Genomic DNA, 13,756 nt, shown 5'->3' on the forward strand with positions numbered 1-13,756 from the left:
ACGACCAGACACCAAATCCGACCGCGCTAAAACCCATCGTCACCGGGGAAGACGCCCACATCGTCACCCCGCGAGACGTTCAACAGTAGGGGCGAAGCGTCGCGTGCACACCTGCAGGCAGCGGGACCGCGTCGATTCCGGCGAGATCTTTCAGGCCAGCTGCGGCCGCTCGCCACGACACGGCCGGCACGGTCTCATCGGCGAGATCTTCGAAATCGCTCCACAGGCTGGCCTGATAGCGGCTGATGCGCAGGCCCGTCTCCCATTCTTGCAGTGCACGGGCTTCATTGATGAGCTCGTGGAGCTGCTCGAATTCGGGCTGTTGCAGCGAGAGATAACTGTTGTCGACCAGTTTCAGGCGGGTCTGGCCCGTCGCGAGGGCCTTGAACAGTGGGCCGAACGGCACCGTGATGGCGCCGACCGTGACGATGACGCCGAGGTCGAACCAGTCGCGCTGGTCGGTTTCCACGGTGGTGATGACGAGGTGGGGCACTTCGGTGCGCTCAAAGTTGTCGGGCAGTACCTCGGGAAAGTGCACCGATAAATCTGTGCTGGTGACGGTGACCGTGCACTGCAGGGCCGGATAGACGGTGCCGAGAAACTCGGCCGTGTCGGCTGGGGGAACGGTTGCCGCATCGAGTTGCGTGATCAGGTGACGCTGCTCGTCGCTGACCGGTCCGGCCATTGGCGCGAGTGTGAACACGGTCGGACTGCCGAAGCGCACGCTGTAGATCCCGTGGCCGGAGATGACCCCGGCGGCCTCGAGCGGGTGGTTTAAGCCGTCAATGTGTAGCCGGGCCTGCAGGATAAGCGGGCCGGCGGCATCCGTTTGGGAGGCGTCGAGACTGATGCCGGCGAGCGAAGCGACCCGCACGATCACGTCTTTTTTGCTGCCGACGAGACCGATGCCCAGCTGCTCTGCCTCGGCCAGCAGCGGCCAGAGCAACGGGCTGGTGAAGTTGTCGAGGTAGATCCAGTCGGTTTCCTGGCTCGTGTAGACCTCGCGCACGGCCCGGTAGAGGGCGGCGAACTGCGAGATCCAGCGGTGATGCTCTGGATCGAGGTTGAACCGGTTCAGCTGAAAGGTGAGGTGGCTCCAGGTGACGTTGCTGCGCACCCAGTTGCCCTGCGCATTGTGAATGACCGGCCGCACACCGAGCCGGTATTCGCCGTGCCCGGCCACGAGCGTCTTCACCGGTTTGGCGGTCGGCCCCCGCCAGCGGTCGTTCGTGCGCGGAGTCTGCTCCCGCAACTCAAACTGCAGTCCCATCGGCACTTTCGGGCCTGTCGGAATCGGTCGCGGTTGCCCAAAATTGCCCATCCGTGGCAGAACGGATGCCGGCTGCTTGGGCGGCAGCACCAGCCGCTTCCAGGCCGGGGTGCCCTCGAGCCCGTTGGTCGGGGCATCCTCAGAATGCGACATTCCCCTATTTTCTCACGGTGTTGCCTCCGGTCGGAGCGCGTGAGGGGCGCACATCGACCTACAACCGACCTCGGAAGGTCGATGTGCGCTCCTTCACCTTGAAATGCGCGCCGGTTCGCTCAATCGGCGGCGTTCAGGCCGGCGGCGCCCAGCACCCAGGCGTAGTTGAACGCGCGTTCATGCCAGGCGCTGTACCGACCGGACACCCCGCCGTGGCCAGCCGACATTTCGGTCTTGAGCAGGGCATCCGCTCCCACCTCGCGCAGCTTCGCCACCCACTTAGCCGGCTCGACGTAGAGCACGCGAGTATCGTTCAGGCTGGTCACGGCCAGAATCGACGGGTAAGTGACGGCTCGCACGTTTTCGACGGGGGAGTAAGACTTCATGTAGGCGTAGACCTCGGCGTCGTGCAGGGGATCGCCCCATTCGTCCCATTCGATCACGGTCAACGGCAGTGACGGATCCAGAATCGAGGTGAGCGCGTCGACGAACGGAACCTCGGCGAGAATGCCGGAGAACAGCTCGGGGGCGAGGTTGGCGACGGCGCCCATCAGTAGTCCGCCGGCGCTGCCGCCCTCGGCGACCAGCTGGGGCGGGGTGGTCAAGCCCGCGTCGATCAGGTGCCGGGCGCAGCTGACGAAGTCGGTGAAGGTGTTGCGTTTGGTGGTGGTTTTGCCCATTGAGTACCAGGTGCGGCCGAGTTCGCCGCCGCCGCGCACGTGCGCGATGGCGAAGATCATGCCGCGATCGAGCAGGCTGAGGCGGGCGATTCCGAATCCGGGGTCGATGCTGTGTTCGTAGGAGCCGTAGCCGTAGAGCAGGGTCGGCGCCGGGGTGCCGGGCGTGACGAGGTCGCGGCGGTAGACCAGCGAGATCGGCACCCGCGTGCCGTCGGCGGCGGTGGCCCACTCCCGGCGCTGTTCGTAGAGCGCCGGGTCGTAGCCGCCGAGTACCGGCTGCTGCTTGAGCAGGCGTCGCTCACCGGTCGCCACGACGAGGTCGTAGACCGTTGACGGAGTGATAAAGCTCGTAAAGCCGAACCGAATGGTCGGCTGGGTCCACTCGGGGTTTCCGGCCGAGCCGACGGCGAACAATGGCTCGTCGAAGTCCAGCTCGGTCAGTCCGCTGGCGTCGTGCCGGTCGATGGCGAGGCGGGTAAGTCCGTCGCGGCGGTACTCCACGACGAGAAAGTCGGAGAAGGCGTCGACGCTTTCGAGACGGATCTGCGGGTCGTGCGGCAGCAGCATCCGCTTGGCGCCCTGCGGGTCGTGGGCTGCGACGCTGACCAGCTCGAAATTGACGGCGTTTCCGCCGTTGTGCACGATTAGCAGGCGGTCGTCACCGTCGATGATGGCGTGTTCGACGTCGTATTCCGTGTTGTCTTGCCGGGGCCAGACTACGGTGAAGTCGCCGGTCGGGTCGCTCGCGTCGAGTAGCCAGGACTCGGTCGTGACGCTGGAGCCGGCCTCGATCATAAGAAATTTGCGGCTGCGGGTAATGCCGACGCCCACCCAGAACCGTTCGTCGGGTTCGTGAAAGATGCTGGTATCAGCGTCTGGCGTGGTGCCGATTTCATGCCGCCACACGGTGTCCGGGCGCCAGGCGTCGTCGACGGTTGTGTAAAAAAGATAGCGTCCGCTCGGGTCGAACAGGGCGCCGGCGCTCGTGTTCTTGATGGTGTCTGGCAGATTTTCGCCGGTAGCAATGGTGCGCACACGAATCGTGTAGCGCTCATCGCCTTCGACGTCGACGGCGTAGAGCAGCTGGGTGCCGTCGTCGCTGAGGTCGAAGCTGCCGAGCGAGAAGAACTCGTGACCGGCCGCTTCGACGTTGTCGTCGAGCAGGATCTGCTCGCCGGGGAGGCCGGGCGCCGTGGCCGGGTTCGCGGAGGCAGACTGGTCGGCGCTTTCGAGGGGCGGTGCGGTCCCATCGTCGGCGGGCTTGATCAGCGGCGGGGTGGCGAGCACGGGCGCAGCCCAGTCGTCGGGGCCGCTGATCGGCGCGCGGCAGTGGATGCCATATTCCTGACCCTCGACGGTGCGGGTGTAGTACCAGTAGCTGCCGCGACGCACCGGAACGCTGAGGTCGGTCTCCTGGGTACGGTTCTTGATCTCGTTGAAGATCTGCTGCCGGAGCGTTTCCTGATCGGCGGTGCGGGCATCCGTGTAGCTGTTTTCCGCCTCGAGGTGGGCGATGACCTCTGGACTGTCCTTGTCGCGGAGCCACTCATAATCGTCGATATAGACGTCGCCGTGGTGTTCGCGACGTTGCGGCTTCTTGGCGGCGGTGGGGGCGGTCAGGGGAGGTGTGATCGGGCCAGAGGTCATTCCCCCAGCGTAGTTCCCACGTCTGCCTGCCTCGCGAGAGCGGAAAATGGTTGCTTCGGGCCTGCTGAAGCAGCTATTTTCCCGCACTCGCGGCACGGAATGGAACAGCGCGTGCCCCGTGGCGATAGACGGCGGCGGTGAGGGGGACTCCGGGGCGGTAGGCCAGGTGCGAGATCGATGGGGCGTTCAGTACCTGCAGGTCGGCCCGGCCGCCGACAACGAGACGCCCCAAGGCATCCGCTCCCTGATCGCGGTCGAGCGACATCGCCGCACCGCGGGTCGCGGCCCAGACGGCCTCGCCCACGGTCAGGCCCATTTGCAGCACGGCGGTCGCCACGCAGAACGGCATTGAGGTCGTGTAGGAGGTGCCCGGATTGCAGTTGGTGGCCAGGGCAATGGTCACGCCGGCGTCGAGCAGCTGCCGGGCCGGCGGAAAAGGCTGTCGGGTCGACAGATCGCAGGCCGGCAGCAGGGTAGCGACCGTGGTCGATGCGGCCAGGGCGTCGATGTCGGTCGGCTTCAGATAGTTGCAGTGATCAACGCTGTGAGCGCCGAGTTCGGCGGCGAGCCGCACGCCACCGCTGAAGCCGAGCTGATTTCCGTGCAGGCGCAGCCCCAGGCCGGCGGCACGACCGGCGAGCAGTACCTCGCGGCATTCCTCCACGTCGAACGCGCCCTTCTCACAGAACGCATCGATGAACTGCACATACGGAAGCACCGCCGTGAGCATCGGCCCGGTCACCAAGTCGAGATAGTCGCGACGATCCAGCTCGGTAGGCACGATGTGGGCGCCCAGAAAGGTGACGACGTCGGCGACTTGTGCTGCTGCCCGAGCCGAACGAGCTTCGCTCTCGATGTCGAGCCCGTAACCGGTTTTGGTCTCGAGAAAGGTGGTGCCCTGGGTTTCAGCTTCGTGGCGGAGGTTCAGAGCCGTGGCCACGAGCTGCTTCTCGGTTGCGGCGCGAGTGGCGGCGACGGTCGTATTGATGCCGCCGGCGGCGTAGGCCTGCCCGGCCATGCGGGCTTCAAACTCCGCCGAGCGGTCGCCGCCAAAGACGAGGTGGGTGTGCGTGTCGACCCAGCCGGGCAGAACGGCGCGGCCGCCGACATCCGTTTGCCGATCAGCAGCGGGAGCCTGGTCGGCTGGGCCGATCCAGAGGATGCGGCCATCGCCGATCACGAGGGCCGCGTCGTGCCGGCGCTCGCCGGAATCATCGTGCGTCGTCAGCTCGCCAATGCCCGTCACCAGTTCAGTCGCAGTCATTCGCCGAGCCTGCCGAGCGCCTCGGCCATCAGCGCCGCCGGTCGCGCGCCGCCCACCAGTTGACCGCACTCGGCCACGAGACGCCCGCCGACGATAACCCGCAGCACATCGGAGGCCGTCGCCGTCAGCGGCAGCTGCTCCGGATGAGACCCCGCCGTGCGCACGCTGGCCGCGTTGATCTCGACCAGATCGCACGGGTCGCCCGGCTGGAGCGAGTGCCGGCCCAGCCCGAGCGCGGCATAGCCGGCGGCCCCGGCTGCGGCCAGCAGGGCGGCCGGGGTGAATCGTCCGCGCTGCCGCGAGGCCAGCCGCTCACCCATTTCCAGGCCGCGCATCTCGAGGAACGGGTCGATCACGGCGTTCTGATCGGAGCCAAGAGCAATCGGGCAGCCCGACGAGGTCAACGCGAGCGCCGGACCGATGCCGTCGCCGAGGTCAGCCTCGGTGGTCGGGCACATCACGACGGTCACCCCGGCGTCGCCGAGCAGCGCCCGGTCGTTATCGCTCAGGTGTGTCGCGTGCACCACGCTTAGTCGCGGTGCGAGAGCGCCCAGCGAATCGAGCAGACCAGAGGGGGTCAGGCCATACGCGGCCAGGCATTCGACGTTCTCCTGCGGCTGCTCCGACAGGTGAATGTGCAGCGGAACCTCCGGCGGCAACCCGGCGAGAACGTCGCGCATCGCGTCGGGCGTGACGGCGCGCACCGAGTGCAGGGCCGCGCCGAGTGTCAACAAATCATCGCCGGCAAGCGCCGCACGCAGCGAGTGCCACCGAGCCAGCCAACCGGCGGCACTGCCATCGCTGAACGCTAGTTGCTGTGGCGCAAGCTCCCGCCCGATTCCGCCCTGCAGATACACCGTGTCGAGCAGCACTAAACGGATGCCGACGGCCCGCGCCGCCGCCGCAAGCGCCAGTTCCATGGCGTGCGCGCTCTCATACGGCTCACCATTCTCGCGGTGATGCACGTAGTGAAACTCACCGACCGCCGTGTAACCGCTCACGAGCATCTCGGCAAACACCGCCGTCGCCAGTTCCTGATATTTCGCGGGATCGAGCTGCGCGGCCACCCGGTACATCCGCTCACGCCAGAGCCAAAAATCGCCGCCCTCCGCGTGGGTGTGACCGCGCAGGGCCCGGTGAAAGGCGTGCGAGTGGGCATTGCCGAAACCCGGCAGCACCGTTCCCAAACGGATGTCCGCAGCCTCGGCCGCGTGAACCTGAACCCGCGAGATGTCCCCCGCCACGTCAGCCTCCAGCCGCACCCCGGCAACGGTGACCCCGTCGACCAGCAGGGTTTCGCACCAGAACGCCGTCACAGGAGGTCCCTCAGTAGTAGTACCAGTGCGTCGATGCCGGCCACGCAGTCTGCGGCCTCGGCGAATTCCTCCGGCGCGTGCGAGATTCCGGTGGGGTTGCGCACGAACAGCATCGCGCTCGGTACGTGGGCGGCGAGCACGCCGGCGTCGTGGCCGGCCCCGGTCGATAGCTGCGGCACCTGGCCGAGGGCCTGCGCACAACGTTCGCGCAGGCCGGGGTGAAAGTGCACGGCGCCGGCCCAGGATTCCTCGGTGAGGGTGGCGAAGCATCCGTTCTGCTCGGCAGCCTGCTGGGTGCTGGCCGCAATGGACGCCACGAGCAGGCGAGTTTCTTCGTTGGTCTCGGCGCGGGCGTCGAGCCACGCAGCCACCGAACTGGCAATAACGTTGGTGCCACCGGGGATGGCTTCGATGCGACCGATGGTTGCCCGGGATCCCGGGAGTAGGCGGGCGGCGGTCTGCACACCGACGATCGCCTGGGCGGTGGCGACCATCGGGTCGCGGCGCCCGGTCATGGTGGTCGTGCCGGCATGATTGCCCTGGCCGGTGACCGTAAGGCGCCAGCGGCCGTGCGCGAGAATCGACGATGCCACGGCCACCGGCTGGTCGAGGTCGATGAGGCCACGGCCCTGTTCAACGTGCAGCTCGATGAACAGGCCGACGCGGGCGAGAGCGTCGGGGTCGGCGCCGAGGTGGGCCGGGTTCAGGCCTACTTTTCGGGCGGCCTCGGCCAGAGTCACGCCATCGCGGTCTTGGAGCGCGCGGGACTTATCGGCGTCGATCGCGCCGGTGAGCAGCCGCGAGCCGAGGCAGGCGACGCCGAAGCGGGAGCCCTCTTCTTCGGCGCACATCAGCACCGCGCACGGCCGGGTCGGAACGAACCCGCTCGCCTGCAGCCGCGCGATCGCGTCGAGCGAGGAGACCACGCCGAGCGGCCCGTCGTAGGCGCCGCCGCCGGGAACGGAGTCGAGATGGCTGCCGGTGACGACGGCGTCCATTCCCGGCTGGCCCCACCAAGCCCAGAGGTTGCCGTTCCGGTCGGTTTCGACCTGCAGATCCAGGCGTTCCGCGCGCTCGATAAACCAGGAGCGCAGCTCGAGGTCGGCCGACTGCCAGAGGTGGCGCGAATAGCCGCCACGGCGGTCGCGGCCGACATCGGCGATCTCGGAAAGGCCGGCGAGCATTCTTATTCCTCCCACATGGGCACGCGCAGGCCGCGGTCGCGGGCCACTTCTTCGGCCCGTTCGTAGCCGGCATCGACGTGACGCATGACGCCGGTGCCGGGATCGTTGATCAATACGCGCTCGATCTTCTCGGCGGCCAGGGCGGTGCCGTCGGCGACGATGACCTGCCCGGCGTGGATGCTGCGGCCAATTCCCACGCCGCCGCCGTGGTGAATCGATACCCAAGTCGCGCCGGAGGCCGTATTCAGCAGCGCATTCAGCAGCGGCCAGTCGGCGATCGCGTCGGAGCCGTCTTTCATATCTTCGGTCTCGCGGTACGGCGAGGCGACCGAACCGGAATCGAGGTGGTCGCGGCCGATCACGATCGGTGCGCGCAGTTCACCCGAGGCGACCATGTCGTTGAACTTGAGTCCGGCCAGGTGGCGTTCCTTATAGCCGAGCCAGCAGATGCGGGCCGGCAGGCCTTCAAACTGCACCTTTTCTTCGGCCTTAGTGATCCAGCGATGCAGCCCGGCGTCGTTGGGAAACAGCTCGAGAATGGCCTGGTCGGTGGCTGCTATATCGGCCGGGTCGCCGGAAAGCGCCACCCAACGAAACGGCCCCTTGCCCTCGGCGAACAGCGGGCGAATGTAGGCCGGCACGAATCCGGGAAAGTCGAAGGCCCGCTCGTAGCCGCCGAGCTTCGCCTCGGCGCGAATGGAGTTGCCATAGTCGAAGACCTCGGCACCGGCATCCTGAAATTCGACCATCGCCTTGACCTGCTTGGCCATCGCGGCGCGGGCACGCACGGTGAACTCTTCCGGGTTCTCGGCCGCGTAGCTGTGCCATTTCTCAACGGAGACGCCTTCGGGCAGGTAGGAGAGCGGATCGTGCGCGCTGGTCTGGTCGGTGACGATGTCAATCGGCACCTTGCGGGAGCGCAACTCGGCGAACACAGTCGCGGCATTGCCGACCAGGCCGACCGACAGTGCCCGGCGTTCGGCCTTGGCCGCGAGCACCCGAGCAATGGCGTCGTCGATGTCGTCGGTCATCTCGTCGAGATAGCCGTGGTCGACGCGGCGCTGCAGCCGCGCTGGGTCGACGTCGACGATGAGCACGACGCCGTCATTCATGGTGACGGCCAGTGGCTGCGCGCCGCCCATGCCGCCAGCTCCGCCAGTCAGGGTCAGCGTGCCGGCCAGGGTTCCGCCAAACGTCTTAGTCGCGACGGCACCGAAGGTCTCATAGGTGCCCTGCAGAATGCCCTGGGTGCCGATATAGATCCACGATCCGGCGGTCATCTGCCCGTACATGGTCAGTCCCAGGTGCTCGAGGCGGCGAAATTCGGGCCAGGTAGCCCAGTCGCCGACCAGGTTGGAATTGGCGATGAGTACCCGCGGCGCCCACTCGTGGGTGCGAAACACACCGACCGGTTTGCCCGACTGCACGAGCAGGGTTTCGTCCTTCTCCAGCGTCTCGAGCGTACGTATAATCGCGTCGAAGCACTCCCAGTTGCGGGCAGCCTTGCCGGTGCCGCCGTAGACGACGAGGTCGTCGGGGCGCTCGGCGACCTCGGGGTCGAGGTTGTTCATCAGCATGCGCAGCGCACCCTCGGTCTGCCAACTCTTCGCGGTCAGTTCGGTGCCGCGGGCGGCGCGAACGGGGCGTGCCGTGTGGGGTGCAGTCGTCATTGTGATCTCCCTCGATTACAGACTTAAGCGGATGCTGCGGCGCGATCCAGCGCGCGGCTTTCGGCGAGCAAAACCGTCACCAGGTGGCACTGCCATTATCGCGTCCGTGGGGTTGAACGGTGAGCGGGCCGTGATTACCCTCAGTGCATGTGCCGAAACATTCACACCCTGAGCAACTTTGAGCCAGCACGCGCCCAAGAACCGCGAAATTGAGGCCGACAAGGCGAAGGCACGCTCCGCGAAACGCTTCGTCGCAGCCTGATTCGACCGGCCGTTCAAAACTTCGGAGATTGGCGAGTGATAGCCGATTGTGGGTGCGGTGAGCTGAAATCTTCGCAGTTTCGTACCGGGCCTGGATTCCTTCTAGTTGTGGCGGCTTCGACGGTCCGCGTAGCGCACCAGGACGGCAGCCACGACACCGGCTGGCAGACCGAGCACCACGCCGAATCCGATCGTGATGCCGGCATAGAGTGCGTCGTCCATCGTGACAAGCACGCTGGCGATGATGCCGGCCAACAGCACCACGCCGCCGGTAGCTCCCAGCGCGGCCAGAAACGCTCGGGCGCGCCGTGATTTCGTGAGGCGGCGATCCGTCATGGCCACCAGCGCCAGCCCGCCCAGCAATGCGACCGCCCCGATAACAAGCCCGATCACACCGTAATTCGACATTGACCGCAGGACGAACCAGAACCGAAATTCGGTCTCCCCGCTGCCGAAATCGGTCATCACCACGGCAACGACGGCCGCTATCAGAAACCCCACGACGGGAGCGAATACCGCGATACGCCAATACCGCCGAATTATCATCAATCCAGCTTAGATGGAGTCGGGTCCAGACGATGTTTTAGAAATCGGCCCAGGCGCTGGGCAGCGGATGCTCCACCCGCTCTGGCCCCGCGTGCTCGCTGCGCCTCTCGGCGCGATGCACCAGAATCGCCGCCACGATTCCGGCCGCGACGGCCAACGCGACGCTGAAACCGACAATGAGGAACGCACAGCTGCCCACTCCGATCGCCCACCGCCACGTCGCAAATACGATCCCCAGAATGAGCACGCCGCCGGCTGCACCAAACGCTGCGGCGGTCGCGCGCAAACCGGACGACTTTGCTAGGTGCCGATCGACGAAGGCGACCAGAATGATACCGTCGAGAACAGCAGCCACGCTGACCGCGAGTCCACGCTGCCGTAGACCAGAACCGCCCGAATGAAGTCTCCGATTGTCTGACCGGTTCGCGCCTGGGGATTACCGGTAATGGTCGCCAACCCGAACACGACGCCACCCAGCAGAAACGCGACCCTCGACGCCATTAGTGCGGTGCGCCAATACCGGTGAATCATCATGGCTCCCACCTTTATGCGCTACTCGTCAGGCTGAATCTAAGCGAATTCCACCTTTCGTTTTTGCGCTACTCCTGGTAACTCTTGATCGTTTCGCGGATGTCTTTGGCGAAGAGATAGATTTCATCCAGGCTTTCGATGGCGTGTCGTGTCTCGACCTTAGCTGCGTCGAAGACTCCGAGATACTTCTGCTTCTTTCCATTGAAATGAAGCCGCGCGACTGGCTTTCGATTGTTATCGTCGAGCAGTACGGCAAAATACGATTTCGAGTCTCTGTGCGTCACTCGAGGCGGCTTTACTTCGCTGCAGGCAATGGCCTTGACAATCTGATATCCCTCCAGTTCTTCGAGGGTCGTTTCGATCTCAGTGTCACGTGCGAGATCGACCTCAACAATGTCTTGGCTGTTGATAACATCACCGCCCGCTTCTGCCACGGCCCCCGAGAAATTTGAACCCCCAAGCGCAGTTTTCAATCGGTCGTTGACTTGATCATTCAAAAATTGCTTCGTCGACTTTGTTACCAAGGTTGTGAATTGCTCACGGACTTTCTGCGTAAAGGCTCCCTCGTAGACGCGTGTGGTGAAGAAGCGGATCCAGTCATCTTCAGGCGCCATGAACTGAGCGGCGATAGTGCGCTTGATTTGGCCAATGTACTTGAGCTCTTCGGCCGAGTTGATGATGGAGTCGAGGTCGAAGACATCCTTAGTAAGCTTCTTCAGCTCAGGGATCAGCGTTTCGTCGATGTCCATCAAGTCGAGTACCAGAAACGGCTTCGAGTCCATGCGGTTCGGTGCGTCCAAATCCGTGTAGAACTGGTAAATCTCGCCATTTGTGAGCACGGCAATACGTGCATTGGTTACCGCGAAGTAACGAAAGAGCTGTGAGGCATGCTCAATCTTTAGTGCTTCCGTGGATTTCTTGCATTCGATGAGAATCTGTACTTCACCGTCGCGCATAATCGCGTAATCGACTTTCTCGCCCTTTTTCACGCCGACGTCAGCCGTGAATTCGGGGACGACCTCCAGTGGGTTGAAAACGTCATAGCCCAAAATCGTCGAGATAAACGGCATAATAAATGCGTTCTTCGTGGCCTCTTCGGTCTGAATCGCTTCGCGCTGGTTACGTACTTTAAGAGCCAGTGCTTCAATTAGTTCTGTAAATTCCACGATTCCCCCGTTGTCGTTCGCTTCCATTGACCTTATCGGCAGCCCGCAACCTTCACAGTGACGTCAGGCGCCTCAGAGTGTGCCGCGGGAAACGATCCATTCGTTTCTGAACTGGGCATGACCGTCGCAATGTGCTCAAAGTCGCTGTCGTAATGCAAAACAATCGCATCGATGGCGGCACACTGCCGGCCCTTCATGACTGTTTCGCGAATGGCGAAAGCAACCGCCACCATTCTTGCGCTGGCTGAGCCTTGTCGTGTAGGGCGTACGGCACTAAAATTCACGACAAATTGTGGCCGGGAATCGGAAGGATGCGATGATGCGCATTGCCCAACTTGTTTCTGCACGCTTACTTCGCCGCACCGCTGCCGCGCTTGTAGTAGGCGCCATTGCCACCAGCTCGTTTACGCTGTTACCGACCGCTGTGGCGGCCACCCCAACGTCACGTGTCGTGCAGACCACCCCGAATCTGGCAACGGTGTGCGCCAGGTTGAAAATCACGGTCGCCAAGACCTCGCTCTGCAGCCACGGACCCGACCCCGTCGGTGCTTTTGGCGGTGCGGCCAAGCTTAAGCAGACATCCGCTGCCATGGAGACCACGCTGGCCGTTGCGCCGGCTTCTGAGCTGACCGCGCTCTGCAGCACCGATGGTGTCAGCGGCAAGCGCATCGAGGTGATCTACGGGGTTCCGCAGGATCGCCCCAACCGGTACAGCACGATTCTGGCACCGCTGCGCGACGTGATGCGGCAGGTGAACAATAATCTTGAGGCAGCGGATGCCGCCAGCAGCCAAAACTACCGCTTTCTGTGCGCAAATGGTGCGGACGTCACGGTGCGCAACGTCACCTTACTGCCCGTCGGTGCCGATGCCTCTTTTACGTTCGATAACTATGTCGCCAGCCTGCAAAACCAGGTGGCCTACGGCCTGGGGCCGGTCGATTACATCGCCAACAACCGCCTCTATATTGCCTTTATCGATCAGGTGCAGGGGGCCTATCCGTTTGGTGGGCAGGGTGAGCTCTCCATCGACGACCGGCCGAATCCCGCCGTGAATGTCAACAACGACGCCCGGCCGCGCTACTCGATGTCGGTCTTTCTCGATATGCCAGTGATCGCCCACGAAATCGGGCACAACCTGGGGGCGGTGCAATACTCGGCGCCGCACTCCAGCGAGGCCGGCCATTGCTTCGACGAATCCGACCTGATGTGTTACAACGACGGTGGGCCGTACTTTGCCCGAGGAGGCGTCCTGACCTTCTCCTGCGCGAGCGTAGCCTCGGCCATCGACTGTCGCGATGAGGACTATTACTTCCCGGGCACGCCGCCCGCGTCGAACTACCTGGCCACCCATTGGAACACTGCCAACAGCGGGTTTCTCACGCCGATCGTCTTCGGAACCGACAGGACCGCGCCAACGGTCGCGGCGAAGTCGCCGACGAGCCTGGCGACCAGGGTCGCGCAGACAGCGAACGCGACGGCAACGTTCAGCGAGTCCGTGCAAGGCGTCGGGGCGACCACGATGCGATTGAAAAACCCGGTCGGCACGGTCATCTCGGCCGCGGTCAGCTACGACGCAACCAGCCGGGTCGCGACCCTCAATCCCAGTGCGAGTCTCGTGGCTGACACGAAATACAGCGTGAGCCTCACCGGGGGAGCCGCCGCTATCCGTGACACGGCGGGCAATCCGCTGGTGTCGACGGGATGGAGCTTCACGACCGGTCCTGCGCCGACCATCACGACCCGCACGCCGGCCAGCGGGGCCGCGGGCGCGAGTCGTACCGCGAGTGTCTCGGCGACGTTCAGTGAGGGAATGGCGGGGGTGGCGGCATCCACTTTCACACTGAAGCGCACCGCAACCGGCGGTGCGATCGCTGGCGTTGTGTCACGTAACGGCACGACCAACCAGTGGATTCTGAACCCGAGCAGCACGCTCGCCGCCGGAACCAACTTCACTGTCACGATCACCGGCGGCACTGCGGCCGTGCGAGATCTGGCGGGCAACCCGGTATCGACGACCATCTGGAAGTTCACGACCGGCAGCTGATCAGCCCGGCCGATAGGCTGAAAC

Annotated in this window: 11 protein-coding genes; 1 reads left to right on the forward strand and 10 read right to left on the reverse strand. The window is 64.4% G+C overall.

Annotation, left to right across the window (positions count from 1 at the left end):
• Positions 1–79: 79 nt before the first annotated feature.
• The 10 genes from CXY75_RS16705 to CXY75_RS16745 form a co-directional block, all read right to left on the reverse strand.
• Complete coding sequence (locus tag CXY75_RS16705) at positions 80–1,423, reverse strand: hypothetical protein (protein ID WP_104083938.1); 1,344 nt, start codon at positions 1,421–1,423, stop codon at positions 80–82.
• 119 nt (positions 1,424–1,542) lie between these two features.
• Entirely contained in the window at positions 1,543–3,750 is a 2,208-nt protein-coding gene (locus CXY75_RS16710; RefSeq protein ID WP_104083939.1) for a S9 family peptidase, read from the reverse strand.
• A 73-nt stretch (positions 3,751–3,823) separates the two neighbouring features.
• Positions 3,824–5,014, reverse strand: a complete 1,191-nt coding sequence (gene hutI / locus CXY75_RS16715; RefSeq protein WP_104083940.1) for an imidazolonepropionase — start codon at positions 5,012–5,014, stop codon at positions 3,824–3,826.
• Entirely contained in the window at positions 5,011–6,330 is a 1,320-nt protein-coding gene (locus tag CXY75_RS16720; RefSeq protein WP_104083941.1) for a formimidoylglutamate deiminase, read from the reverse strand. The genes hutI and CXY75_RS16720 overlap by 4 nt, the downstream gene beginning before the upstream one ends.
• Positions 6,327–7,514, reverse strand: coding sequence for an allantoate amidohydrolase (locus CXY75_RS16725; RefSeq protein WP_104083942.1), 1,188 nt, complete (start codon positions 7,512–7,514; stop codon positions 6,327–6,329). The genes CXY75_RS16720 and CXY75_RS16725 overlap by 4 nt, the downstream gene beginning before the upstream one ends.
• 2 nt (positions 7,515–7,516) lie before the next feature.
• Positions 7,517–9,184: a urocanate hydratase gene (gene hutU, locus CXY75_RS16730; protein WP_104083943.1), complete on the reverse strand. Its 1,668-nt coding sequence runs from the start codon at positions 9,182–9,184 to the stop codon at positions 7,517–7,519.
• A 363-nt stretch (positions 9,185–9,547) separates the two neighbouring features.
• The gene (locus CXY75_RS16735) at positions 9,548–9,991 is read right to left on the reverse strand and encodes a hypothetical protein (protein WP_104083944.1); all 444 of its coding nucleotides are present in this window, start codon (positions 9,989–9,991) and stop codon (positions 9,548–9,550) included.
• Between the two features lie 37 nt (positions 9,992–10,028).
• A complete protein-coding gene (locus CXY75_RS16740) occupies positions 10,029–10,346 on the reverse strand; it encodes a hypothetical protein (RefSeq protein ID WP_104083945.1) in 318 nt (105 codons plus the stop codon).
• Entirely contained in the window at positions 10,292–10,525 is a 234-nt protein-coding gene (locus tag CXY75_RS19550) for a hypothetical protein (protein WP_146069520.1), read from the reverse strand. The genes CXY75_RS16740 and CXY75_RS19550 overlap by 55 nt, the downstream gene beginning before the upstream one ends.
• A 65-nt stretch (positions 10,526–10,590) precedes the next feature.
• Complete coding sequence (locus tag CXY75_RS16745) at positions 10,591–11,688, reverse strand: type I restriction endonuclease (protein ID WP_104084375.1); 1,098 nt, start codon at positions 11,686–11,688, stop codon at positions 10,591–10,593.
• Positions 11,689–12,004: 316 nt separating this feature from the next.
• Here CXY75_RS16745 and CXY75_RS16755 point away from each other — a divergent pair, with 316 nt between their 5' ends.
• Complete coding sequence (locus tag CXY75_RS16755) at positions 12,005–13,732, forward strand: Ig-like domain-containing protein (protein ID WP_104083947.1); 1,728 nt, start codon at positions 12,005–12,007, stop codon at positions 13,730–13,732.
• Positions 13,733–13,756: the final 24 nt, after the last annotated feature.

The sequence above is a fragment of the Cryobacterium sp. Y11 genome (assembly GCF_002929535.1).
GTDB lineage: Bacteria > Actinomycetota > Actinomycetes > Actinomycetales > Microbacteriaceae > Cryobacterium.

Bases quoted from the DNA above. Each gene is read 5' to 3' on its own strand.
- CXY75_RS16705 (WP_104083938.1), bottom strand. From the start codon at position 1,423: ATGTCGCATTCTGAGGATGCCCCGACCAACGGGCTCGAGGGCACCCCG.
- CXY75_RS16725 (WP_104083942.1), bottom strand. From the start codon at position 7,514: ATGCTCGCCGGCCTTTCCGAGATCGCCGATGTCGGCCGCGACCGCCGT.
- CXY75_RS16735 (WP_104083944.1), bottom strand. From the start codon at position 9,991: ATGATAATTCGGCGGTATTGGCGTATCGCGGTATTCGCTCCCGTCGTG.
- CXY75_RS16755 (WP_104083947.1), top strand. From the start codon at position 12,005: ATGATGCGCATTGCCCAACTTGTTTCTGCACGCTTACTTCGCCGCACC.
- hutI (WP_104083940.1), bottom strand. From the start codon at position 5,014: ATGACTGCGACTGAACTGGTGACGGGCATTGGCGAGCTGACGACGCAC.
- hutU (WP_104083943.1), bottom strand. From the start codon at position 9,184: ATGACGACTGCACCCCACACGGCACGCCCCGTTCGCGCCGCCCGCGGC.
- CXY75_RS19550 (WP_146069520.1), bottom strand. From the start codon at position 10,525: ATGATGATTCACCGGTATTGGCGCACCGCACTAATGGCGTCGAGGGTC.
- CXY75_RS16710 (WP_104083939.1), bottom strand. From the start codon at position 3,750: ATGACCTCTGGCCCGATCACACCTCCCCTGACCGCCCCCACCGCCGCC.